Source organism: Martelella mediterranea (genome assembly GCF_021021415.1).
GTDB lineage: Bacteria > Pseudomonadota > Alphaproteobacteria > Rhizobiales > Rhizobiaceae > Martelella > Martelella mediterranea_C.
Window position 1 is genome coordinate 250,094 of the sequence record NZ_JAINWJ010000004.1, and the last position, 22,831, is coordinate 272,924.

The following is a 22,831-nucleotide window of genomic DNA, read 5'->3' on the forward strand; positions in this document are numbered from 1 at the left end:
AGAGGGACAAGCCATGACCGACAATCCGCGACACAATGCCCGCGAAATTCACGCCCCGACCGGCACGGAGCTCAACGCCAAGAGCTGGCTCACCGAGGCCCCCTTGCGCATGCTGATGAACAATCTCGATCCGGATGTCGCGGAAAAGCCGCATGAATTGGTCGTCTATGGCGGCATTGGCCGCGCGGCGCGCACCTGGGGCGATTTCGACAGGATCGTCGAGACGCTGAAGACGCTAGAAGAGGACGAGACGCTGCTGGTGCAGTCCGGCAAGCCCGTCGGCGTGTTCCGCACCCATGCGGATGCGCCGCGCGTGCTGATCGCCAATTCCAACCTCGTGCCGCACTGGGCGAACTGGGATCACTTCCACGAGCTCGATAAGAAGGGCCTGATGATGTACGGACAGATGACGGCCGGGTCGTGGATCTATATCGGCGCGCAGGGCATCGTACAGGGCACCTATGAGACCTTCGTGGAGGCCGGCCGCCAGCACTATAATGGCGACCTCAAGGGCAAGTGGATCCTCACCGGCGGTCTCGGCGGCATGGGCGGCGCGCAGCCGCTGGCCGCCGTCATGGCGGGCGCCTGCTGCCTTGCCGTCGAATGCGATCCGACCCGCATCGATTTCCGGCTCCGCACCGGCTATGTCGATGAAAAGGCCGAGACGCTGGACGAGGCGCTCGCGATGATCGACGCCTGGACCAAGGCGGGTGAGGCGAAATCCGTCGGCCTTCTCGGCAACACGGCTGAAATCCTGCCAGAGCTCGTCAAACGCGGGGTGCGCCCCGACATCGTCACCGACCAGACCTCGGCGCATGATCCGGTGAACGGCTATCTGCCCGCCGGCTGGAGCCTCGGCGAATGGCGCGAGAAGGCCGAGCGTGATCCTAAGGCCGTCGAAAAGGCCGCGCGCGCATCGATGCGCACCCATGTGGAGGCGATGCTCGCCTTCTGGGACAAGGGCATTCCGACGGTCGATTACGGCAACAATATCCGCCAGATGGCCAAGGAAGAAGGCTGCGAACGCGCCTTCGATTTTCCTGGCTTCGTGCCCGCCTATATCCGCCCGCTGTTCTGCAGGGGCATCGGCCCGTTCCGCTGGGCAGCCCTTTCCGGCGATCCGGAGGACATCTACAAGACCGATGCCAAGGTGAAAGAACTACTGCCGGACAATCATCATCTGCACAACTGGCTCGACATGGCCCGCGAGCGCATCCATTTCCAGGGGCTGCCGGCGCGCATCTGCTGGGTCGGGCTTGGCGATCGCCACAGGCTTGGCCTCGCCTTCAACGAGATGGTGAAGAACGGCGAGCTGAAGGCCCCGATCGTCATCGGCCGCGATCATCTGGATTCCGGCTCCGTCGCCTCGCCGAACCGCGAGACAGAGGCGATGCAGGATGGTTCTGATGCCGTTTCCGACTGGCCGTTGCTCAACGCGCTGCTCAACACCGCCTCCGGCGCGACCTGGGTGTCGCTGCATCATGGCGGCGGCGTCGGCATGGGATTCTCCCAGCATGCCGGCATGGTGATCTGCTGCGACGGTTCCGACGATGCCGCCCGCCGCATCGGGCGCGTACTCTGGAACGACCCGGCCACCGGCGTGATGCGTCATGCGGATGCGGGTTATGATATTGCCATTGAATGCGCCAGGGAAAACGGGCTTCGCCTGCCGGGGATTCTCGGGAACTGATCGGCCCGAGGGAACAATAAACGCCGGGGTTCCGCCCCTCACCCGGCGCATCCGCGCCACCCTCTCCCCTGCGGAGCGAGGGGGAACAAGCGGCGAGCGCCGTGAAGAGTGGATAGGCAATGCCTCTCCGGCGTCCCCTTGGGGAGAAGGTGGCCGGAGGTCGGATGAGGGCAGGCCCACAATGCCAGAAAGAACGCCGGCCGTCGACTGTTCGGCTTATCGACGCGTTTTCCCTGGCTGCGAAATCGAGCGCGGCAGCCGATCGTTCAGTTGCTCAGCCGCACCAGCGCCGCCAGCACGTCCGAGCGGCGGATGAGGCCGACGAGACGGTCGCCGTCGACGACGGGGAAGATGCGGTGCGGGTGTTCGAGGAAGGCTTCGGCGGCGGTCATCAGGTCGGCGCTGGCCGGCAGGGTCACCAGCGTGGTTGTCATGTAGTCGCCGACGGTGCCCTTCCATTCCTGGTAATAGCTTGCCTGCAGCGTCGGGCGGAAACAGTCCTTCTGGGTCAGAAGGCCGCAAAGCGTGCCGGTGTCATCGACCACGGGCGCGCCGGCGGCCCTGTTTTCCACCAGAAGCGCCACCGCACGGCGGATGGCCATGTCCGGCGTCACCGTCAGCGCATCGGCGCGGGTGATGTCTTCGATGGTGCCGGTCATCGCGCCTCCTTTTCCGCCCGGTGCGGGCAGCCTTCGCAGGCGACATCCTTGAGGCAGGCCATGCCGCCGCACGAGCCCTTCAGCGGTCCGCGGCCGAGCATCAGCCCGAGCCCGAGCCCGGCCGCCACCAGCACGAAAATCCCGATTGCCAGAATGATTTCCATTGCCGCCTCCTCGCCCCCTTTATAGCAGAAAACGGTCGAAACCGTTCACGCTTTCGCTTCTGAGACCGGTCCCGTCATGGAACAGGAACAGTGCGGAGATGCCGCGGCTTTTCGCCAGGGTCGGGCCTTCAGCTCCTGCCGCCGTCAGCGCCGTCGCCCAGCCATCGGCGGTCATCGCATCCGGGGCGATCACCGAGACGGAGGCGATTGCGCCTTCGACCGGGCGGGCGCTGTAGGGGTCGATGATGTGGCTGTAGCGCGTGCCGCCAAGATCGTAGCTCTGCGCTCTCAAGCCGGAGGTCGCGATCGCCGCATTGTCGAGCCCCAGCACGCCGAACGCGCCGTTGGCCTCGATGCGCGGGTCTTCCACCGCCACCTGCCATGGCCGGCCCTCGGGGTGGCGGCCGCTTGCAAGCAGTTCACCGCTGATGGCGATCAGGAAATCCTCATGGCCGCCTTTGCGCAGTTCCAGCGCCATCAGGTCCAGCGCCCGGCCCTTGGCGATGCCGCAGAGATCCATGGTGAGGCCCGGGGCGCGCTTGACCAGCCGGTCGCCTTCGACGACGAGCGCGCGCCAGCGCGGGGCTGCCCCATCCTCGGGGCCGACATTGCCTTCGATCGGGCCGAAGCCGTAGCGGGCGACGATCGGGCCGATGGTCGGGTCGAACCAGCCATCGCTTTCCGATGCCATGGCAAGCGCGGCCTCTGCCGTGAACGCCGTTTCGGCGGAAATCCGGGCGGTTTCGCCCTTCTCCGTGTTGAAACCGGTGATCTCGCTGTCGGCGCGCCAGGGCGACATCATCCGGTCGATGCCAGCGAGCAGCCGGTCGAAGCGTTGTTTCAAGCCGGCAGCATCGGCGTTATCGGCCAGCGTGATGCTCCAGTCGGAGGCGAAGGCCATGCCGGTCACGTGCCGTGCTGCGGGGGCCGCGCGCAGCAGGCCGGGGCCGGCGAGGGCGCAGCCGGCAGCGCCGGCGGCGGCGAGGAGATGACGGCGGGTCAGATGTGCGGTCATGGCTCAGACTCCGAAATCGTCGTTGAAGATGGAATGCGGCTCGACACCGAGCCGGGCGAGCGTCGCCAGCACCGCCGAGATCATCACCGGCGGGCCGCAGAGATAATATTCGCAGTCCTCGGGCGCGGGGTGCTTCTGCATCGCGGCGCGGACATTGTCGTGGATGAAACCGGTCGCGCCCGTCCAGCGGTCGCCGGGTGCCGGATCGGACAGCGCCGGCGTCCACGAGAAGTTCTCGTGTTCGGCTGCGATCGCGTCGAACTCCTCGACATAGAACAGGTCGGCGAGCGAGCGGGCGCCGTAGAAATAGCGCATCTTCCGCGTCGTGCCCTTGCCGATCTGTTCGTGGATCATGGCCCTCAGCGGCGCCATCCCCACGCCGCCGCCGATGAACACCATTTCGCGGTCGGTCGGCTGAACATGGAATTCGCCGAACGGGCCGGAAGCCTGCACCTCGTCGCCCGGCTTCAGCGCGAACAGATAGGACGAGACGATGCCCGGCGGGATCTCCTGCTCGCGGCCCGGCGGCGGTGCGGCGAGCCTTATGTTGAACACGGCGCGACCTTCCGCTGCGTCGCGCGGGCGGTTGGCGATCGAATAGGCGCGGGTGACCGGGCTATCGGAGGCTCCCGTCATCTCCTGCCAGCCGGCAATGCGCCAAGAATCGGTGAAGGCCTCATCGATTTCGATATCGTGGAAATCGAGCCGGTAGGGCGGCGCTGTCAATTGCATGAAACCGCCGGCGCGATAATCGAAGGGCTGGCCCTCGGGTAGCTTGAGCACAAGCTCGCGGATCAGCGGCGCCTTCATGGTGTTGGAAACCACGGTGCAGGTAAAGCCGGTCGCGCCGACGAAATCCTGCGGGACCGTGACGGCGCAGGGGCCGCGCAGCGCCGTCTGGCAGGCAAGGCGGATGTGGGAGCGCCGCTCGGCGGCCGACAGCACACCGCGCTCGGTCGCCTGCGGTTCGCCCGCACCTTCGCCCTCCACATGGACGCGGCAGAGCCCGCAGGTGCCGGAGCCGCCGCAGGCGGCGGGGATGCCGATGCCCGCGCGGTGCAGCACGCCAAGCAGCCGCTCGCCGCGCTGGGCCTCAAGGGACATCGCGCCGTTCACGCTGATCACGATCTTTTCGGCCGGGATCAGACGTGTGCGGGTCACCAGCAGCGCGAACGTCAGAATGACCACAAGCGCGATGACGATGACGGCGGCAAGGACGATCTCGTTCATGGCGACACCATCTGCGCAAAGGCCGAAAAGCCGAGCGACATCATGCCGGCAATGGTGAAGGCGATGCCGAGGCCGCGCAGGCCGTTCGGAAGGTCGGCATAGGCGAGCCGGGTGCGGATCGCCGCGAGCATGACCACGGCAACCCCGAAGCCGAAGCCCGCGCCGAGACCGAACACGGTCGATTCCGCCAGGTTGTAGTCCCGCTCAACCATGAACAGGCTGCCGGCGAGAATGGCGCAGTTCACCGTCAGCAGCGGCAGGAACACGCCGAACGAGGCATGGATTGCCGGAAAGAACCGGTCGAGCACCATTTCGACGAGTTGGACCGTGGCCGCGATCACGCCGATGAAGGCGATCAGCTTCAGATAGGAGAGGTCGGTGTCCGGCATGCCGGCCCAGGCCCATGCGCCGGGTCTGAGAAACGCGTTGTAGATCAGGTTGTTGAGCGGCATGGTCACGCCCATCACCGCCACCACCGCGATGCCGAGGCCGAGTGCCGAACCCGTGCGGCGCGACAGCGCCAGAAAGGTGCAGAGCCCGAGAAACAGCGTCAGCGCCATGTTCTCGACGAAGGCCGCGCTCAGGAAGAGGCCTGCAAATCCGCTCATCGGCCTGCCTCCCCGGTTTCCGGCGGCGTGAACTCGGCGGGTTCCGCCTGTTCGGGAAGCACCGAACGGATCGCCCAGACGAGCCCGCCGATCAGGAAGAAGGCGCTCGGAGCGAGCAGCATCAGGTTCAGCGGCTCGAACCATCCGCCCTGATCGGTCGTGGCGAAGAGTTGGTAGCCGAGCAGCTTGCCGGTGCCGAACAGTTCGCGCAGCGACCCGATGACGATCAGCACCAGCGAATAGCCGAGACCATTGCCGAGCGCGTCGACCATTGACGGCAGCGGCGGGTTGTTGCGCGAAAAGGATTCGGTGCGCCCCAGCACCAGGCAGTTCGTGGTGATCAGGCTGACGAACACCGACAGTCGCTTGCTGATGTCGAAGAAATAGGCCTGCAGGAACTGGTCGATGACGATTACCAGCGAGGCGACGATCACGATCTGCACGATCAGCCGGATCGAATCGGGAATGTGGCGGCGGATCAGGCTCACCAGCAATGCTGACAGCACGATCACGACCGTCAGCGATGCTGACATGGTGACGGCGGTGGCGACCGATGTGGTCACCGCCAGCGCCGAGCAGATGCCGAGGATCTGCAGGGTCACCGGGTTTTGGCGGATCAGCGGTTCCGTTAGCGTCGTCCACAGGCTGATGGGCTTGGCCATATCAGAACTCCCCGCGCTTGATCGCCGCGATCAGCGGGCCGTAGCCATCCGGACCGAGCCAGAAGCGGATCGTTCTGGTCAGCGCATTGGAGGTGCGGGTGGCACCGGTAATGCCGTCGACTTCATAGGCATTGCCGGCATTGCCGTGGGCGACGGCGAAACGGATATTGCCCGATGGGTCGGCAATTTCCGTGCCGGCGAACTGGGCGAGGAAGGCGGGTTCCTCGATCCGCCCGCCAAGACCGGGGGTCTCGACCTGGTCGGTGATCGCAAGGCCGGCGATCGTGTTCATGTCGCCGTTAAGCGCCAGAATGCCGTTGATCGGGCCGACATAGCCTGCGCCGCTGATCGGCAGCAGAGCCAGTTCGATATCGCCGGCATCATTGCGCAGCAGGTAGATCTGCACGAAATCCGGGCGGCGGCCTATGCCGGCGGTATCCTCGCCGGGCGTCAGCGTCTTCCAGTTGGCGGCGTTGTCGAGCGCCGCGGGCAGGGTTTCGGGCGTGATGTCGTCGGCGGCCCGGCCCTTGTTCAGATTGACGACCACGGTCGAAAGCGCGCCGCCGGATTGCTCCAGAAGCTGGGTCATGCCGGGAATGCCGGCCACCAGCGCTTCCAGTCGCGCCTGCTGCTCGGCGGCGCGGTTTGCCGCCTGGATCGGCCGCAGAACCACGGTCGCGCCGCTCACCAACAGTGCGCAGACGGCCGATACGATGAAGGCGATCGCCACCGTCTTGAAGCGGTTTTCGTTGGGCAGGGCCAGAAAACGGCGCCATGCCGAAATCGGGTTCAGGTCAGCCATGACGTTTTCTCCTGCGGGCATGCCAGAGGGCGATCGCCGCTTCATCCAGAAGCGGGGCGAGGAGCGAGGCGAGAAGCGCTGCCGAAACCGCCGCGCGCACCGGCGGCGCGCCCTCCCAGTTGAGCGTGAACATGATGACGAGGGCGGCGAATACGCCGCCGTTCAGCCAGCCGCCGAGCCGCGTCGAGGCGCTTGCGACCGGATCGGCCACCAGCAGCACCAGCGCCAGCGCAAAGGCCGGCAGCGCCGGCTGCAGCGGCAGTCCGGCGACGAGGCCGATGGCAATCACCGCCGCCGCGCCGAGAATAACCCGGGCCGGCATGACGCCGACGAACATGCCGATGAGAGCCGCCGGGATCGCCGCCCAGGCGATTGGCAGGTCAATGTCCGGCCAGGGTGCGGTGACGAAGCCGAAGCCGAGAAAGGCGAGCGTCACGGTCGCCGGGTTCAGGATATTGCGCCCCCAGCCGCCGAACACCAGTTCCGCCATCACCGAACCGAAGCTGATGCCGAGCACGAAGGGCACGAAGCCGAGTTCCTCCGGTGCCAGAATGGCGACGGCAAGCGCCGTCAGCGCGCCGGCGAAGGAGGGAGGCTGGGCGCGCGCCAGCATGAAGATCAGATGCCACAGCCCGGAAATGACCAGCGCCAGAACCAGCCGCAGCGCTGCATCCATGCCGCCATACCAGAGCCAGGCAAGGGCGATCGGCATCGCAGCCGCAAGCAGCAGCAGGGCGACCGTCTCGCGGTCCCACATTCCGCGCGTCGGGCCATGGGTCGAACCACGAATCACGCCGCCACCTCCTCTTTCTCGATCCGGTCCAGTAGCACGCGAAGCTGGGCGGCAAGGCTCGGCTCGGCCGCCGTCACATAATCGGCGAGCGTCAGATCCTCCTCGACCAGCGAAAGCGCGCCGAGGCGGGTGGCGGTCTCCTGATCGCCGGCGGAAAGCGCGCGGATCAGCGCGACGGCCGGAATATCGCCGCCGAGCGCCTGTTCGAGCGCCGCCGTCGGGATGATCGGCAGCGGCCGCGCGGCTCTCGTCAGCGCCGCCGAAAACCAGTGGTTCCGGCGGTGGCCGCCATCGTCGCCGAGCACGGTCACCTGCCGGTCGCGCGGGCCGAGCCAGTGGCCCGGATGGCCGTCGATATGCGAGCCCGCCATGATGTGATGCGGTCCGGGCCGCACGAAGCCGAGACAGAGACCGCGCATATCCGCGCCCGGCTGACAGCGCACCAGACGCTGTTCGGTGAGCGCGGGGCCGGTGACGGAGACCAGCCGCGTTTCCGGCACCATGCCGGTCTCGATCAGCTCGCCGATATCGGCGACATCCTCGGCATGGATATCCCACACCCTTTGGGCCAGCGAAGCGGGCGCAAGCCGGTGCACCTGCAGGCCGGCAAGGCCGAGTGGGTGCAGCGTGCCGACCCTGACGCGCCGCACGGCGGGCGGCAGGTCGGCCTCGATTCGCGCCGCCTCGCAGAAGAAAAGCCGCTCGCCCGCCAGATGCCCGAGCGCCGAAAGCCCGCGAGCCAGCGCCTCCTCGCGGCCTTTCAAGGCGTGGACGGGGGAGGGCGCGCCGGGCCTGCTGTCGGTCGCCATGACGATGATCGCCGACGGCATCTCGTCCGGCCCCGGCATGCGGCCAAACGGGCGGCTCAGGATGCGGCGCCAGAGCCCGGATGCCTTGAGCAGCGAACGCAGGCTGGCGGCATCATGGTCGGCGTCTCCAACGTCATGGGCAAAGCGCGCGCCGGTTTCCTCGGCGAACAGCAAAAGCCGGGTCAGTCGCCGGCCGGGCTCCAGGTCGATGGCGGCAATGCGAGCGGCCATCGGGGCAACCATCTGAATATCCGGAGCATTGCGCAGGCCGAGCACCGGCTGGCCCTGCGACACAATGTCGTCGACGCCGACGAGCGGGGTGACGCGCAGCTCCTCGCCCCGGGCCGGCGTCAATGCTGCCTCGACGGTCAGCGCCGTTGCAATGCGGTTATAATCCGGTGATATTGAGCCGGTGGTCAAAGACAGACCGGTGCCGAAAAGGCCGACCAACGCGTCGCTCCTCAAGAACTTGAATGCAAATACAACGCAAACATCATGACATTTGATTTGCCGGGATGGAACAGATTGTTTAGCATTCCCACACGTTCAAACTGAAGTTTTTCAGCGGGGGTGGAAAGATATGTCATTGGTAGTTGGTCGCGTTAACTCAAGAATCCTGTTCATGGTTGCTGCGATATTGACAATTGTCAATTTTTGTACTGCCAATGCACAGGAGAATTCTTCCGACGCGGTGGAGGCGCTGCAGCTCTATGTCATGCCGCAGTCCGGTCCGTTCCGCCCCGACCAGATACCGGTTCCCCAGCAGGAACTGATCTCCGCCTGGGCGCGGTCCGCCCATGCCGATGCCTCCGCCGAAGCCTTTACCCATTGGGATAGCGAGGGCGAAATTCCCGCGAATTGCGCCGCCTGTCACTCCGGCGCCGGCTTCCGGGATTTCCACGGCCTGGATGGCAGCGCGCCGGGCATCGAGGGGCCGACGCCGGTCGGCGGCGTGGTCGATTGCGACACCTGTCACAGCCCCGGCCTCGGGGAAATTGCCGCAATCACCCTGCCGAGCGGCATCGAGCATCCGGTGGCGCCGGGCGCCCAGGCCGCCTGCATGACCTGTCATATCGGCCGCGAGGCCGGGGTCGGCGTGACGAAAGCCGTTGGCGAGAAGGACGAGGATACGCCCGACCCGTCGATCAATTTCGTCAATCCCCACTATGCGCTGGCCGGCGCGATGCGGCTCGGCAGCATCGGGGCGGGCGGTTTCGAATATCCCGGCAAATCCTATAGCGGCCGGTTCTTCCACGCCCGCCCGATCAATGATTGCGCCTCCTGTCACGATCCACATACGCTGACCGTGGCCGAGCAAACCTGTCTCAGTTGTCACGAGAGCGGCGCGCCGGGCGCGATCCGCATTTCGCGGATCAGCTATGACGGCAGCGGCGACATCTCCAAGGGCATCCGCTCCGATATCGAGGCCAATGCGGCGCTCCTGCTGAAGACCATTCAGGACTACAGCATCGAGGTGGCCGGCGCGCCGATCGTGTTCGAGCATTCCTATCCCTATTTCTTCCTCGACGCCGACCGGGACGGGCGCGGCGACACGGTCGACGGCAGGCCGCAGAAATACAATGCCTGGACGCCGCGCATGCTGAAGGCGGCCTATAACTGGAAGTTCGTGAACGCCGATTCCGGCGCCTTCGTCCACAACCCGCATTATGCGCTGGAACTGCTCTATGACTCGATCGAGGACCTCGCGGGCCCGCTGGATATCGATGTCGGGACGCTGGGCATCCAGCGCTGACTATTCGGCCGTTCGGGCGACGACGAACGGTCAAATTCTCGATCCGGTCGGTGGTTGTGCAGCATGCCTGTCAGGTCGCGGAGAATCCGACCGGAGCGTCCGGCCTGCCTCAGGGCACCGATTTCTCGGCCTTGTCCTCCAGTTGAAATGCGCGAAAGGCCAGCATGATGATGATCGGCGGGGCCAGGAAGCAGAACCGGCCGATCATACGATAGGCAAGGGCTGCGAGCGCGCAGCCCAGCGCGAAAAGGAATAGAGCCGGTATCAGCCGCTTCAGCCGGCGTTTCAACGGCGCCTTGTCGATCGCGCCGCCGAAGACGAGGTCGGTCACGTCGAGCATGATCTGCGTCGTCGTGCCGGTCATTAGCGTGGAAGGCGGAAGATCGGGCAGGTGAACCCGGTGGACGGCGTTCTGTATCGCCATGGCGACGACAAGGGTCATGCCAGTGATGATTTCACCGGCACTGTTTGCGGCTGTCGGCAGCAGGAATACCAGCGCAGCGGCCGCCGCAAACAACGCGAACTGCAATTTCAGAAGAACAGGAACCACCGCGCGCTCATGTCGCCCGAGCCAGCGCGCGAAATAGCGCGCCGCCATGACGGAAGCGCAGAAGACAGGCAGCGCCAGCGCCTTGGCCAGCAAACCGCCGGTGCCGGTCGCGATTGCAGCGCCCAGCGTCACGAAGTTGCCGGTGACGTGAGCGGTGAAAAGCCCGTGCAAGGCGACGAAGCCCATAGTGTCAACATAGCCGCCATTCAGGCTCAAGGCCGAGGCAAGCAGGGAGCGCGACATGTATCATCTCCGACCGGACCACGACCTGTTCATGACCACCGATCCGTAACGGCGGCAGCCGCGGCGACCCCGGACCGCGCCATTTTCCGACCGCGCCCGACTATCCTTGCCGCGTGAACGAACGCAGCTTAGCGGCGAAGCGTAAATACATGGTTATGCCGACCTCGGGCCAGGTTCGCACCAGGGACGATTACATGGTGAGGCTGCAACGTGGGGAAAACGACAGTCATCATGCCGAACTTAGACTTCAAGCGAGTCGGTCTTTCCGGTGAAGATCATTGCTCCGTTCGAACCTGTCGTCAGTTGCGAACACGCTGAACCGGGCCGTCTGAACCATCCCGATATCAAGTGCCCAGCTTTATCCGCCTCCATAGAAAAGCCCGCCGGTTGAAGCCGGCGGGCTCGGATTTCTGACAAACTCCATACGAGGCTGGAGCTTTTTCTATTGACGCAAAGGCGTTTGCCTTACTTGGTGGCGCCTTCGTAGAGTTCGGCGACGTAGTCCCAGTTGATGAGATTGTCGACGAAGGCTTCCAGATATTTCGGGCGGGCGTTGCGGTAGTCGATGTAGTAGGAGTGCTCCCACACGTCGACGCCGAGGATCGGCTTGGCACCGTGGACCACCGGGTTTTCGCCGTTCGGGGTCTTCATGATTTCGAGCTTGCCGTCCTTGACAGCGACCCAGGCCCAGCCGGAGCCGAACTGGCCGGTGCCTGCGGCAATGAAATCAGCCTTGAACTTGTCGTAGCCGCCGAGATCGGAGGAAATCGCGCTTTCGAGCGCGCCCGGCAGCTTGGTGCCGCCGCCATCCTTCTTCATCCACTTCCAGAAATGCATGTGGTTGAAGTGCTGGGCGGCATTGTTGAAGAGCGGCTGGTTGGAGCCGTAGGCCTTGACCATGACATCCTCGACGGAAAGACCACCGAGACCCGCTTCTTCCGCCAGCTTGTTGCCGGTGGTTACATAGGTGTTGTGGTGCTTGTCGTGGTGGAATTCGAGCGTCTCGGCCGACATGTAGGGGGCGAGCGCGTCGTAGGCGTAAGGCAGATCGGGCAGTTCAAAAGCCATGTTCAATACTCCTCAGTTAATAAATTGACGCTTGCGGGTTACATAGGAAGCCCTTCCGGGAAGGGCAACCGTCAAGCCCGGAAATATCCGGGCAAATTGCCGGAAGGAAAGGGCGTTCGGCGGCATTCCGGTACGCCCCCGCCTGCCGGCGAAGCAGCCGGCAAGGGTATCCTAGCCCTCCGGCAGCTTGTAGGCGAGGATATAATCGCCCGTCTCGGTGCCGACCGAGCCGTGGCCGCCGGCGACGATCAGCACGTATTGGGTGCCGTCCGCGGTCTCGTAGGTCATCGGCGTCGCCTGGCCGCCGGCGGGCAGCCGGGCTTCCCAGAGCTGTTCGCCGGTGGTCACGTCATAGCCGCGGATATAATTGTCCATGGTCGCGCCGAGGAAAGCCACGCCGCCGCGTGTCATGATCGGGCCGCCAATGCCGGGAACGCCCATTTTGATCTTCAGCGGCAGCGGCGTCATGTCCTGGATCGTGCCGTTCTTGTGCTTCCACACGATCTCGCCGGTGGTCAGGTCCGCGCCCGCCACATAGCCCCATGGCGGCGCCTGGCAAGGCACGCCGAGCGGGCCGAGCAGGGTGGAGAAGGACACGGCATAATCGGCGCCATTGTTGGAATTGATGCCCTGCGTGGCCACGCCCGGCGTCGATTTCGGCACCAGCGTGGAGGTGTAGGCCATGTAGACCGGCATCGCGAACATCACCTGCCGCTCCGGATCGACGGCGACCGAGCCCCAGTTGAGCGTGCCGAAATTGCCGGGATAGACGATCGTGCCATTTGTCGACGGCGGCGTGTAGCGGCCCTCGTAATTGTATTGCTTCAGCTTGATGCGGCAGACGAGCTGGTCGAGCAGGCTCGCCCCCCACATATCCTTGCCCTCAAGCTTCGGCGGATTGAAGGAAAGCGCCGAGACCGGCTGGGTCAAGGACAGGTTCTCGCCTTCAAGCCCGCCGTCCTGGGGTGCGGGAACCTCCTTCACGGGGAGGATCGGCTCGCCGGTTTCGCGGTTCAGCACGAAGACCTCGCCCTGCTTGGTCGCCTGCACCAGCGCCGGCACGGTCTCGCCGTCGATCGTCAGGTCGAGAAGGGCGGGCTGGGCCGGCACGTCCATGTCCCAGAGGTCGTGGTGGACGGTCTGGAAATTCCAGACGGGCTCGCCGGTCTCGGCATCGAGAGCCACAACGGAAGAAGAATATTTCTCGACCGCGGGCGAGCGGTTGAGGCCGATCTGATCCGGCGTGCGGTTGCCGATCGGGGCGTAGATCAGGCCGAGATCGCTGTCGCCGGACATCACCGACCAGCTGTTCGGCGAGTTCTTGGTGTAGGTTTCGTCCGGGCCGAGCGGCTCGGTTTGCTCCGGATTGCCGGTATCGAAGTTCCAGATCAGTTCACCGGTATCGATGTCATAGGCGCGGATCACGCCGGACGGGCTGTCGGTCGAGTAATTGTCGTTGACCGAGCCGCCGACCACGATCTTGCCGTTTATCGCCAGCGGCGGCGATGTCGAGTAGTAATACCCCTGCGTCTTGTAGGGCATGTTTTTCTGAAGCTGCAGCGTGCCGTTGTCGGCGAAATCCGCGCAGATCGTGCCGTCTTCGGCATTGAGTGCGATCAGACGGGCATCGGAGGTCGGCAGGTAGACGCGGGTCTTGCAGCGCTCGCCCTCTGCCATGTCGGGGTCATCGTAATAGGTCACGCCCCGGCAGGTCTGGTGCTGGCGGTTGCCGTCGACAGGAACCTTGGGGTCGAATTTCCATTTCTCCTCGCCGGTCTTGGCATCGAAGGCCATCGCCCAGCTATGCGGGGTGCAGACATAGAGCGTGTCGTCCACCATCAGCGGGGTATTCTCATAGGTGGTCTCGACGACGTCGTTGGGCCCCATCATGTCGCCGGTCTGGATCTGCCAGGCAAGCTCCAGGTCGCCGATATTCTCCGGGGTGATCTGGTCGAGCGGCGACCAGCGCTGGCCCCTTTCGGTGCGGCCATAGCCATGCCATTCGCCGTCAGGAACGGCGTCCGCCGTTTCGGCGCTGGCGCTGCGGGCGCCCGGCAGAGACCCCTTGATCGCATGCGGGTCGGTGAACAGCGAGATGACCGCGACCACCATCGATACGAGAACCGCGGCAACCAGCGGCCACGGGCCGGCGCGGGCGGGTTTGTCTTTTTCGGGAAAGCCATAATCATCGCGCAGGATCGGCCGGCGCACCCAGGGCAGAAGCAGCCACAGGCCGAGAAGCACGACGAGTCCGCCGCGCGCGCCAAGCTGCCACCAGTCGAAGCCGACCTCCAGCAGCGCCCAGACCAGCGTTATCAATATGGTTGCGGCATAGACCCAGTAGGCAAGCGCGGAGCGGGTCAACACAAAAAACGCGGTCGCCAGAAATGCGGCGCCCGCAATCAAATAAAACCAGCTGCCGCCGAGCGTGATCAGCCAGATGCCGCCGCCGCCCAGAAAAAGGCCGATCGCGGCGAAAATGAATGTCGTCAGAATAATCATTGAAAAGGCCCCCGTAGATGCGTGTCTCATGCGGATGGCGCCGGCGTCATCCGCGGACATGGAAAGCCGGCCCCGTTCCGGGACGGACCTGAAGGCATAACGACGCGTGCGGCGGAATGTTCCTGACGACTTCGTTTCGAAGATCAGGGCAGCAGCCGGCCTTTTCTGGCGGAGGCTTCCAGGCGTTTTATATCGTTCTCGAAATCAAGCATCTTCCGGGCGCGTTCCAGTGCCTGGGCGGAGTAGCTGCGCGCATGCTCGCCATAGCCGGCGAAGGGCAGCAGCGACAGCGATTCAAAGGCATGCTGCAGCCGCAGGCCCACCTCCACCTTGTCCGCGCCGTCGCGGGAAATGCCTGTAAACGCCGCATCGAAGAAATCGTCGGTCTCGATCGCCGGAATGAAGACGCGGCCGTGGTGCACGTCCGCTTCGGCCTTTTTGCCCGAGGCCATGATCCGCACGAGATTGCCGATCACGTCGATCGCCGTGCCCGGATCGTTGATGCCGGGGGAGAGCGCCCGCATGGCGATCTGGGAGAGCACCGTCAACCCGTAAAGCGGGTCCTGATCATAGCTGCGGGCATTGCCGATGGTAAAGGCGCCGCGCAGCGCCTTCTGCGTCTCCTCATCGATCGCGTTGTCGTCGGGAAGCGCGATCCCGGCGATATGGCGTCCGGGCGTCACGAAGGCCCCGGGGCGCTCTAGTACGTGGATATTCGCCTCGAGCCGATCCGCGATGTCATCGAGCGCCGGGACATCGATAAAGCGCAGATAGCCGATCTGGTCATGCTCGACCATCACAAGCCCATCGGGACGTTTGTCCTTTTGCGGGCGGGCATGCAGATAGGGCGCGCGGCGATAGTGCTCCATCGAGGGGCAGGCGGCCGATTCCACCTGGGAAATGGTCTTGGTGACCTGGCCGAGATGGCCGAGATAGTTGATCCAGCGCAGCATCGTCACCACGATCAGCACGATGACCGCGATGGTGACGAGGAACAGGATCATCCGGCCGCCGCCGCCATAAAGCGAGGTGTTGAGCGCGATCAGCCCGACAAGACTGAAGATGAAGGCGCCGAGGAAGGTCGAGAGCGCCGACTGGGCGATCCGGTCCTGCAACAGCGTGCCGACGGCGCGCGGCGTGGCGTTGCTGGCGGCCGCCGTCGAGGCCTGCACCAGCGTGTTCAGCGAAAACACCAGCACCGACAGCATGCTGGAGGCGATGATGGTCAGCAGGCTGTTGACCGCGCTGCGGCCGATAATGTCCTGAAGACTGTCTGGGATAAGGGGATCGGCCATGATGCCGAGCAGGGCCGTCATGATGGCGGCGACGCAATAGAGCGATGCGACGAACCACACCTGGCGCATCGCCTGGAGCACCAACCACCAGGTCTTTGACATTTCGAATTTCATTCGGCTTTGCCCCTTCCACTCATGACACGAAACGTGCGGCGGAGCCTGTCGGTTCCGCGCAGGGGCAGCGCGAGGGGGCCGGAACCCGGGCCGGGCTTCAGATCTCTGCCTTGCCGACGCCCTTCAGCGCGAAGGCGTATGCGAGCGCCTTTTCCTCCAGCCGCTGGAACCGGCCGGATGCGCCGGCATGGCCCGCGTCCATATTGGTTCTGAGCAGGATCGGCGCGGTGCCGGTTGTGGTCTCGCGCAGCTTCGCGACCCATTTCGCCGGCTCCCAATAAGTCACGCGCGGGTCCGTGAGGCCGGCAAGCGCCAGAATGGCGGGATAGGGCTTCGCCGCCACATTGTCGTAGGGGCTGTAGCTCGCGATATAGTCATAGGCCTCTTCGGAGGCGATCGGGTTGCCCCATTCATTCCACTCCGGCGGGGTCAGCGGCAGGGTGTCGTCCAGCATCGTGGTCAGGACGTCGACGAACGGGACGCCCGCGATGATGCCGGCGAATTTCTCCGGCGCCATGTTGACGACGGCGCCCATCAGCATGCCGCCGGCGGACCCGCCTTCGGCCACGATCCTGCCATGGCTGGTGAAGCCTTCGGCGACCAGCGCATCGGCGGCGGCGATGAAATCGGAGAAGGTGTTCTTCTTGTTGCCCATCTTGCCGTTCTCATACCAGGCAAACCCCTTGTCCTTGCCGCCGCGGATATGGGCGATGGCATAGACGAAGCCGCGATCGACCAGCGACAGGCAATTGGTGGAAAACGAGGCCGGAATGGAGATGCCGTAAGCGCCATAGCCGTAAAGCAGGCAGGGCGCGGTGCCGTCGAGCGGCGTATCCTTGCGATAGACGATGCTGACGGGCACCAGTTCGCCATCGGCGGCCTTCGCCTGGATACGGCGGGTGACATAGTCGTCCGGGTTGTGGCCGGAAGGCACTTCCTGCGTCTTCAGCAGGGTCCGTTCGCGCGTCGCCATGTTGTAGTCATAGAGCTGGCTCGGCGTCGTCATCGAGGAATAGGAAAAGCGGATCGTGTCCGTGTCATATTCGGCAGCGCCCTGAAGGCCGAGGGAATAGGCCTCCTCATCGAAAGCGATGGCGTGTTCCTCCCCGGTTGCCCGGTCGCGGATGACGATGCGCGGCAGGCCCGCGAACCGTTCCAGCCAGACCAGATGCCGCGCGAAGGCCGTATGCGCAAGGATCAGCCGGCCCTCTTCATGCGGCACGACCTCCTTCCAGTTTTCCTTGCCGGGCGCGCTGACCGGGGCTTCCATGATTTTGAAATCCTTGGCCCCGCCGTCATTGGTCAGGATGTAGAACACGTCGCCGCCCTCGGTGACGTCATATTCCACCATGGTTTCCCGCGCCGCCACCAGCGCGGGCTCGGCGTCGAGGTCCGAGGTCGGGATGATCCGGACCTCGGAGGTCTGGTGATCGTGGATGTCGATAGTGATGAAATCATCGAGCAGCGAGCCGGCAATGCCGACGAAGAAGCCGGGATCGCTTTCCTCGTAGACCAGGCGGTCGTCTGCCTGCTTTGTCCCAATCACGTGATGGAAGACCTTCGAGGGGCGGTGGTTGTCGTCGACCTCGGTATAAAAGAAACTCTTGCCATCGGGCGCCCAGACGCCGCTGCCGCCGGTATTCTCGATCCTGTCCTCAATATCCTTGCCGGTTTCAAGGTCGCGAACCTTCAGCGTGTAGAACTCCGATCCCTTGTCGTCATAGCTCCAGATCGCGCGGCAGTGATCCGTGGTCTGGTCGAAGCCCCCGAGATCGAAATAGGCCTTGCCCCTGGCCTCCATGTCGCCGTCGAGCAGGATTTCGCGGATGCTTTCGTCATTGACGTCGCCATTGCGTGGGATGCGGAAGAAATAGGGTTGTTCGGCTCCGGTGCGAAACGCCGTGCCGTAGGCATAGGGCCCTTCCTTCATCGGCACGGAACTGTCGTCCTCCTTGATCCGGCCGCGCATCTCCGCAACCAGCTTTTTCTGCAGCGCTTCGGTGTCGGCCATCGCGGCCTTCATATAGGCGTTCTCGGCCTCCAGATGCGCGCGGATATCGGCTTCCAGGATCGTCGGATCCTTGAACATCGCCTGCCAGTTGGCGGCCCTCAGCCAGGCGTAGTCATCCGAGCGGGTTTTGCCGTGGCGGGTGTCGCTGAAGGCTTTTTTGATTGCCTTGGGAGCATCGGGCAGCGTCTTGAAGGGGGTCACGGGCAGGCCTTTCGGGTCATTCATGTCGGCGCAAGATAGGGGGGCTTAAGGGCGACATCAAGCGCGGGTCTCAGACTTGCCGCATTCGGCTGCTCTGTGCTTACAATATGGGATGCGCTTGCGGATGCCGATTACAGGACGGAAGCGCCAAAGACAGATTTCCATGAACGGAGACAGAGACTTGACCAAGGCCTTGCTTGCGCTGCTGACGCTGACGCTCATTGCTACGCCTGCCCTCGCCATCAGCCAGCGGATCGAAAACGAACTCGACCGGCTCGATCCCGAGGAAAAACTGGAGCAGCGCTGCGACGTGGAGGCGCTGAGCCGGATCGACGCGGCGCGCAAGGACATGACGCCCGACAAGGTGATTGCCTACACATTCGCGCCGACAAAGGTGCATGGCACGACCATCGATGCGCCGGGCGCGGCCGTGCGCTCGCATGGTCACTGGTACAGGCTCTCCTACCACTGCGCGACGGCAAGCGATGAGATCGCGGTCAAATCCTTCAGTTTCAAGCTCGGCGAGGAAATTCCGCGCAGCGCCTGGGAGCGTCTTTACCTTTATCCGTAAGTCCGGTCGGCCTGAACGATCCGCAATTGCGCACATGAAAACGCCCACCGGGGGAGGAGGATCCGGTGGGCGTCATCGTGGTGATCGGCGATTTGGGAGGAGGAGGATCGCCGATCCTGATCGAAGGGGGCCGGGAGGAGGATAGCACCCTTCGAAAACTTGTCAGATCGCGTCCTTGCGGGCGACGCGACGGATATCAGAGCGGCTGATACCGAGGTCGGAAAGTTCGCGATTGCTCATGCGGCCAAGCTCGGCGACGGTTTCGCGATACTTGAGCCAGTTGTTGAACGAGCGTTGAATGTTCATGTTGCGGCTCCTTTCTTGTGTTCGGTGCGCTGTTGTTGATTGGATATATACAGAGCCTGTCGGCCCCGAGGCAGGGGGGTAATAGCATTGCCCCTATGCATAAAACGCAAGGCTCGCAACGGGTGCCCTTTTAGTAGGCAGTGTGCCCAACGGGTAAGCGCTGAAGGGGGCAAGGCATGGTGCGTTCGCGCGTGATCGCCGACCCGCGGCAGTCGCCCTTCTCCACGACGAGGCCGCGACAACACCGCAGGCTGTTCATTGGTCGGGGCGGAGCGGGCGGCGAAACCGTCGGGGTCTTCGGCAATCCTGGGCCCGGGCCAAACATGACAAATGCGTCGTCTTCTTGAAACGCGCCTGGCGGCGCACCAGTTCAACATTCTCTCTCGCGGTCGAGGCCGCATTGCCCGGTCGGCCGCAAGCCAGACCGGGCTTTTTTATTTGCGTCGCCGGCGGCCGATTGTGGCGAGCGTCGGCTCGGCGGCAAGCAGGCGGCGTGTATAGGCTTCGCGCGGGTTGTCGAGCAGTTGGGGGACCTGTCCTTCCTCCACCACGCGACCGGCCTGCATCACCACGGCGCGGTCGCAGATCTCGCCGACGACGGCGATGTTGTGGGTGATCAGCAGCACCGACAGGCCGTGTTCGGCGCGCATCTTGAGAATGAGCCGGAGGATCTGCGCCTGCACCGTCACATCCAGCGCCGAGGTCGGCTCGTCGGCGACCAGCAGTTTCGGGCGGGTGATCAGCGCGCGGGCGATCGCGATCCGCTGGCGCTGGCCGCCGGAAAATTCATGGGGGTAGAGATCGATATCCCGCGCCTTCAACCCGACCTCTTCCAGAAGGGCTGCCACCCGCATCCGCCGGGCCTTGCCGGTCGGGGCGTCGGGATCAAGCGCCAGCGGCTCGGCGATGATGCGGCCGATCGTCTGGCGCGGGTCGAGCGCGCTGTAGGGGTCCTGAAACACCATCTGGAAATGACGCCGCAGCTTGCGGAGATCGCGCGGCCGCTGCGAAAACAGGTCGGCGCCCGCAAACAGCACCCGACCCGCGCTCGGGCGGTCGAGCGCCATGACCAGCCGGGCAAGCGTCGATTTTCCGGACCCGCTCTCGCCGACAATGCCGAGGATCTCGCCGGGTTCGATGGCGATCGAGACATCGTCCAGAGCGGTGTGCCCGCCATAATGCCGGGTCAGTCCCACTGTTTGAAGCAGCGCGGTCACGACCCGTCCTCCAGTCCTGCGCGGACCCTTCGGGGCAGGGCGGCCAGCAGCGCGCGGGTATAGGCGTGGGCGGGATGGCGCAGCACATTCTCGGTCTCGCCCTCTTCCATCTTCTCACCGTCATGCATCACCAGAACCCGATCGGACATGCGGGCGATGACGCCGATATCGTGGGAGATCAGGATCAGGCCGATGTCGAGCTCGGCGACGAGGTCGTCGAGAATGTCGAGGATCTCGGCCTGCACGGTGACGTCGAGCGCCGTGGTCGGCTCGTCGGCGATCAACAGTCCGGGTTTGAGCGCCAGCGCGATCGCGATGCCGACCCGCTGGCGTTCGCCGCCGGAAAGTTCGTGCGGATAGGAATTTATTCTCGTTTTCGCGTCGCGGATACGGACCATGTCCATCAGCCGCATGGCTTCCAGTCTCGCTTCGGCCCGGGAGATCGGACGATGAAGCCGCAGCGCCTCGGCGATCTGGCTGCCGGCGGTCATTGCCGGGTTCAGCGCGGTCATCGGCTCCTGAAAGATCATCCCGATCTTTGCGCCGCGCAGTCGGGTGAGCTGCCGCTCCGGCAGCGCCAGCAGGTTTTCGCCGTCGAGCAGGATTTCACCCTCTACCAGGGCCGTTCGCGGCAGCAGGCCGATCACCGCCAGCGCCAGCACCGATTTGCCGGACCCGCTTTCGCCGACAATGCCGAGCGTCTCGCCCTTTGCCAGCGACAGGTCGATGCCGTGCAGCACCTCGCGCCGTCCACCGCGACGGTCGGCAAAACTGATGGTGAGATCGCGGATATCGAGCATCACCTTGCCTCGCGCGGGTCGGTCAGGCGGCCAAGGCCATCGCCCAGAAGGTTGAGGCCGAGGACCGAGAAGGCGATCGCAAGGCCGGGGGCGAGCACCAGATGCGGGGCGCTCGCGAGATAGGTCTGGGCATCGGCCAGCATCCGCCCCCAGCTCGGCGTCGGCGGGGCAACGCCGAGGCCGAGGAAGGAAAGCCCGGCCTCGGTGAGGATCGCAAGCCCGGTCTGGATCGCGACCTGCACGATGATCTGGGCGGCGATATTGGGCAGCACGTGTTCGAGCGTGATCCGCGTTCCGGTCTTGCCGGCCATGCGGGCGGCGAGGATATAGTCGCGCGCCCAGATCTGCAGCGCCGCGCCCCGGCTGACGCGGGCGAAGACCGGCACCATGAACAGCGCGATCGCGGTGATGGTGGTCACCGGCCCGCCGCCCAGCACCGCGGCCAGCAACAGGGCAGACAGCACCGGCGGGAAGGCGAAGACGATATCGTTGACGCGCATGATCGCGGCCTCGACCACCCCCCGACGCGCCGCCGCCATCGCGCCCAGCACGGTGCCGAATGTTCCGCCGATCGCGACCGCGGAGAACGCGATCGACAGCGAGGTCCATGCACCGGCCATGATCATCGACAATTCGTCGCGGCCGAACTGGTCGGCGCCGAAAAGCCCGCCGGGACCGGGGCCCTTGAGGCGGGCGGGAATGTTGATCGCGGCGGGATCCATCGGCGTCCAGAACCGGCTGAGGATCGCCGCAGCGACCAACACGGCGGTGATGACGCCGCCGATGATGAGAGGCAGGTGTCTCATCGCGTGGCCTTCAGGCGCGGATCGATCACCGCGTAAAGCGTGTCGACCGCGAAATTGAGGCCCATGACGATCACGGCGAACAGCAGCGCGACATTCTGGATCACGATCAGATCGCGCTGGGCAAGCGCCTGATAGGCGAGCGTGCCGAGGCCGGGCAGGGTGAAGACGTTTTCCACCAGCACGGTGCCGGCCATCAGCACCGAGATCTGCATGCCGAGCATGGTGACCACCGGGATCAGCGCGTTGGGCACGACGTGACGCCACAGCGCCCGCATCCGGCTTGCGCCCTTGGCGCGCGCCGTGCGCACGAAATCCTCGCGTGCCACGTCGATGACGGCGGTGCGCGTCACCCGCGTCAGCACCGCGGCCTGGGGGATGGCAAGCGCGATCGCGGGCAGCGTTAGCGCGGTGATGGCGGGCAGGAAACCAGCCTGCCAGCCCGGAAAACCGCCGGTCGGAAACCAGCCAAGCGTCAGCGCCACGCCGAGGATCAGGAGCAGGCCGATCCAGAAGCCGGGTACGGCAATACCGATCTGGGAAAAGAATGTCGCGACGATATCCGCCGGCCCGCCTGGCCGCTGGCCCGCGAAGACGCCAAGCGGCAGGGCGATCGCCAGCGACAGCGCCACGGCGTAACCGGCCAGCGGCAGGGTGACGGCGAGGCGCTCGCCGATCAGCGCGGCAACCGGCGTCGAATAGGTATAGGAAAGGCCGAGATCGCCGCGCGCGAGACCCGCCAGCCAGTCGCCGTAGCGCAGGAGGAAGGGCTGGTCGAGGCCGAGCTCGCGGCGCAGTGCCGCAAGCGTATCGGGGGCCGCCGAGGTGCCGAGCATGATTTCCGCCGGATCGCCCGGAACCGCCGCCATCACCGCGAAAATGATGAAGGAGACCGCCAACAGGCTTGCGGCGAGAAAGACAAGATTGCCGGCGATGCGCCGCACCGCCGGACGGGTTTGCAACAC

At 64.8% G+C, this 22,831-nt stretch carries 22 protein-coding genes; 3 read left to right on the forward strand and 19 right to left on the reverse strand.

The features are described from left to right. Positions 1-13 precede the first annotated feature (13 nt). The gene (gene hutU, locus K7H91_RS02935; protein ID WP_230718713.1) at positions 14-1,690 is read left to right on the forward strand and encodes a urocanate hydratase; all 1,677 of its coding nucleotides are present in this window, start codon (positions 14-16) and stop codon (positions 1,688-1,690) included. A gap of 266 nt (positions 1,691-1,956) precedes the next feature. Here hutU and K7H91_RS02940 read toward each other — a convergent pair whose 3' ends face one another. The 9 genes from K7H91_RS02940 to K7H91_RS02980 are packed head-to-tail and all read right to left on the reverse strand — an operon-like array spanning position 1,957 to position 8,882. Next, positions 1,957-2,349, reverse strand: coding sequence for a CBS domain-containing protein (locus K7H91_RS02940; protein ID WP_230718714.1), 393 nt, complete (start codon positions 2,347-2,349; stop codon positions 1,957-1,959). After that, entirely contained in the window at positions 2,346-2,513 is a 168-nt protein-coding gene (gene nqrM / locus K7H91_RS02945) for a (Na+)-NQR maturation NqrM (protein WP_230718715.1), read from the reverse strand. Before nqrM ends, K7H91_RS02940 begins: the two co-directional genes overlap by 4 nt. A 19-nt stretch (positions 2,514-2,532) precedes the next feature. Beyond that, positions 2,533-3,528 (reverse strand): FAD:protein FMN transferase, encoded by a 996-nt coding sequence (locus K7H91_RS02950; protein ID WP_230718716.1) that lies wholly within the window; start codon positions 3,526-3,528, stop codon positions 2,533-2,535. 3 nt (positions 3,529-3,531) lie between these two features. Further along, on the reverse strand, positions 3,532-4,758 hold the full coding sequence (gene nqrF, locus K7H91_RS02955) for an NADH:ubiquinone reductase (Na(+)-transporting) subunit F (RefSeq protein ID WP_230718717.1): 1,227 nt from the start codon (positions 4,756-4,758) through the stop codon (positions 3,532-3,534). Beyond that, entirely contained in the window at positions 4,755-5,366 is a 612-nt protein-coding gene (gene nqrE / locus K7H91_RS02960; RefSeq protein WP_230718718.1) for an NADH:ubiquinone reductase (Na(+)-transporting) subunit E, read from the reverse strand. Before nqrE ends, nqrF begins: the two co-directional genes overlap by 4 nt. Further along, a complete protein-coding gene (locus tag K7H91_RS02965; RefSeq protein ID WP_230718719.1) occupies positions 5,363-6,028 on the reverse strand; it encodes an NADH:ubiquinone reductase (Na(+)-transporting) subunit D in 666 nt (221 codons plus the stop codon). The genes nqrE and K7H91_RS02965 overlap by 4 nt, the downstream gene beginning before the upstream one ends. 1 nt (position 6,029) lies before the next feature. Then, positions 6,030-6,830 (reverse strand): FMN-binding protein, encoded by an 801-nt coding sequence (locus tag K7H91_RS02970; protein ID WP_230718720.1) that lies wholly within the window; start codon positions 6,828-6,830, stop codon positions 6,030-6,032. Then, positions 6,823-7,623, reverse strand: coding sequence for an RnfABCDGE type electron transport complex subunit D (locus tag K7H91_RS02975; RefSeq protein WP_230718721.1), 801 nt, complete (start codon positions 7,621-7,623; stop codon positions 6,823-6,825). Before K7H91_RS02975 ends, K7H91_RS02970 begins: the two co-directional genes overlap by 8 nt. After that, entirely contained in the window at positions 7,620-8,882 is a 1,263-nt protein-coding gene (locus K7H91_RS02980) for a Na(+)-translocating NADH-quinone reductase subunit A (protein WP_230718722.1), read from the reverse strand. The genes K7H91_RS02975 and K7H91_RS02980 overlap by 4 nt, the downstream gene beginning before the upstream one ends. A gap of 172 nt (positions 8,883-9,054) precedes the next feature. On the opposite strand from K7H91_RS02980, the gene K7H91_RS02985 reads away from it, so the two are divergent. Then, on the forward strand, positions 9,055-10,185 hold the full coding sequence (locus K7H91_RS02985; RefSeq protein ID WP_230718723.1) for a cytochrome C: 1,131 nt from the start codon (positions 9,055-9,057) through the stop codon (positions 10,183-10,185). A gap of 109 nt (positions 10,186-10,294) precedes the next feature. On the opposite strand, the gene K7H91_RS02990 is transcribed toward K7H91_RS02985, so the two are convergent. The 5 genes from K7H91_RS02990 to K7H91_RS03010 all read right to left on the reverse strand — a co-directional run bounded on the left by K7H91_RS02990 (position 10,295) and on the right by K7H91_RS03010 (position 18,169). Further along, entirely contained in the window at positions 10,295-10,978 is a 684-nt protein-coding gene (locus tag K7H91_RS02990) for a YoaK family protein (protein WP_230718724.1), read from the reverse strand. A gap of 465 nt (positions 10,979-11,443) precedes the next feature. Next, positions 11,444-12,046, reverse strand: a complete 603-nt coding sequence (locus K7H91_RS02995; protein ID WP_018064987.1) for a superoxide dismutase — start codon at positions 12,044-12,046, stop codon at positions 11,444-11,446. Between the two features lie 171 nt (positions 12,047-12,217). Beyond that, positions 12,218-14,548 carry a glucose/quinate/shikimate family membrane-bound PQQ-dependent dehydrogenase gene (locus K7H91_RS03000; protein WP_230718725.1) on the reverse strand — a complete coding sequence of 777 codons (2,331 nt, stop codon included), beginning with the start codon at positions 14,546-14,548 and terminating at the stop codon, positions 12,218-12,220. 143 nt (positions 14,549-14,691) lie between these two features. Next, positions 14,692-15,945: a DUF2254 domain-containing protein gene (locus K7H91_RS03005; RefSeq protein WP_230718726.1), complete on the reverse strand. Its 1,254-nt coding sequence runs from the start codon at positions 15,943-15,945 to the stop codon at positions 14,692-14,694. 109 nt (positions 15,946-16,054) lie between these two features. Beyond that, positions 16,055-18,169 carry a S9 family peptidase gene (locus K7H91_RS03010; protein WP_230718780.1) on the reverse strand — a complete coding sequence of 705 codons (2,115 nt, stop codon included), beginning with the start codon at positions 18,167-18,169 and terminating at the stop codon, positions 16,055-16,057. 181 nt (positions 18,170-18,350) lie between these two features. Between K7H91_RS03010 and K7H91_RS03015 the strand changes: the two genes are divergently transcribed. Then, the gene (locus tag K7H91_RS03015) at positions 18,351-18,740 is read left to right on the forward strand and encodes a DUF930 domain-containing protein (protein WP_230718727.1); all 390 of its coding nucleotides are present in this window, start codon (positions 18,351-18,353) and stop codon (positions 18,738-18,740) included. A gap of 162 nt (positions 18,741-18,902) precedes the next feature. Here K7H91_RS03015 and K7H91_RS03020 read toward each other — a convergent pair whose 3' ends face one another. From K7H91_RS03020 to K7H91_RS03040, 5 genes are all read right to left on the reverse strand, one after another. Beyond that, complete coding sequence (locus K7H91_RS03020) at positions 18,903-19,046, reverse strand: DUF1127 domain-containing protein (RefSeq protein WP_230718728.1); 144 nt, start codon at positions 19,044-19,046, stop codon at positions 18,903-18,905. A 434-nt stretch (positions 19,047-19,480) separates the two neighbouring features. Further along, positions 19,481-20,263, reverse strand: a complete 783-nt coding sequence (locus K7H91_RS03025) for an ABC transporter ATP-binding protein (RefSeq protein ID WP_230718729.1) — start codon at positions 20,261-20,263, stop codon at positions 19,481-19,483. After that, on the reverse strand, positions 20,260-21,063 hold the full coding sequence (locus K7H91_RS03030) for an ABC transporter ATP-binding protein (RefSeq protein WP_230718730.1): 804 nt from the start codon (positions 21,061-21,063) through the stop codon (positions 20,260-20,262). The genes K7H91_RS03025 and K7H91_RS03030 overlap by 4 nt, the downstream gene beginning before the upstream one ends. After that, the gene (locus K7H91_RS03035) at positions 21,063-21,869 is read right to left on the reverse strand and encodes an ABC transporter permease (RefSeq protein ID WP_230718731.1); all 807 of its coding nucleotides are present in this window, start codon (positions 21,867-21,869) and stop codon (positions 21,063-21,065) included. The genes K7H91_RS03030 and K7H91_RS03035 overlap by 1 nt, the downstream gene beginning before the upstream one ends. Further along, a complete protein-coding gene (locus tag K7H91_RS03040) occupies positions 21,866-22,828 on the reverse strand; it encodes an ABC transporter permease (protein WP_230718781.1) in 963 nt (320 codons plus the stop codon). Before K7H91_RS03040 ends, K7H91_RS03035 begins: the two co-directional genes overlap by 4 nt. Between the last annotated feature and the right edge of the window lie 3 nt (positions 22,829-22,831).

Coding starts and splice junctions, on each gene's coding strand:
- K7H91_RS02995 (WP_018064987.1), bottom strand. CDS start 12,046: ATGGCTTTTGAACTGCCCGATCTGCCTTACGCCTACGACGCGCTCGCC.
- K7H91_RS02950 (WP_230718716.1), bottom strand. CDS start 3,528: ATGACCGCACATCTGACCCGCCGTCATCTCCTCGCCGCCGCCGGCGCT.
- K7H91_RS03030 (WP_230718730.1), bottom strand. CDS start 21,063: ATGCTCGATATCCGCGATCTCACCATCAGTTTTGCCGACCGTCGCGGT.
- K7H91_RS03035 (WP_230718731.1), bottom strand. CDS start 21,869: ATGAGACACCTGCCTCTCATCATCGGCGGCGTCATCACCGCCGTGTTG.
- K7H91_RS02970 (WP_230718720.1), bottom strand. CDS start 6,830: ATGGCTGACCTGAACCCGATTTCGGCATGGCGCCGTTTTCTGGCCCTG.
- hutU (WP_230718713.1), top strand. CDS start 14: ATGACCGACAATCCGCGACACAATGCCCGCGAAATTCACGCCCCGACC.
- K7H91_RS02990 (WP_230718724.1), bottom strand. CDS start 10,978: ATGTCGCGCTCCCTGCTTGCCTCGGCCTTGAGCCTGAATGGCGGCTAT.
- K7H91_RS02985 (WP_230718723.1), top strand. CDS start 9,055: ATGGTTGCTGCGATATTGACAATTGTCAATTTTTGTACTGCCAATGCA.
- nqrM (WP_230718715.1), bottom strand. CDS start 2,513: ATGGAAATCATTCTGGCAATCGGGATTTTCGTGCTGGTGGCGGCCGGG.
- K7H91_RS03000 (WP_230718725.1), bottom strand. CDS start 14,548: ATGATTATTCTGACGACATTCATTTTCGCCGCGATCGGCCTTTTTCTG.
- K7H91_RS03020 (WP_230718728.1), bottom strand. CDS start 19,046: ATGAACATTCAACGCTCGTTCAACAACTGGCTCAAGTATCGCGAAACC.
- K7H91_RS02940 (WP_230718714.1), bottom strand. CDS start 2,349: ATGACCGGCACCATCGAAGACATCACCCGCGCCGATGCGCTGACGGTG.
- K7H91_RS03005 (WP_230718726.1), bottom strand. CDS start 15,945: ATGTCAAAGACCTGGTGGTTGGTGCTCCAGGCGATGCGCCAGGTGTGG.
- nqrF (WP_230718717.1), bottom strand. CDS start 4,758: ATGAACGAGATCGTCCTTGCCGCCGTCATCGTCATCGCGCTTGTGGTC.
- K7H91_RS02965 (WP_230718719.1), bottom strand. CDS start 6,028: ATGGCCAAGCCCATCAGCCTGTGGACGACGCTAACGGAACCGCTGATC.
- nqrE (WP_230718718.1), bottom strand. CDS start 5,366: ATGAGCGGATTTGCAGGCCTCTTCCTGAGCGCGGCCTTCGTCGAGAAC.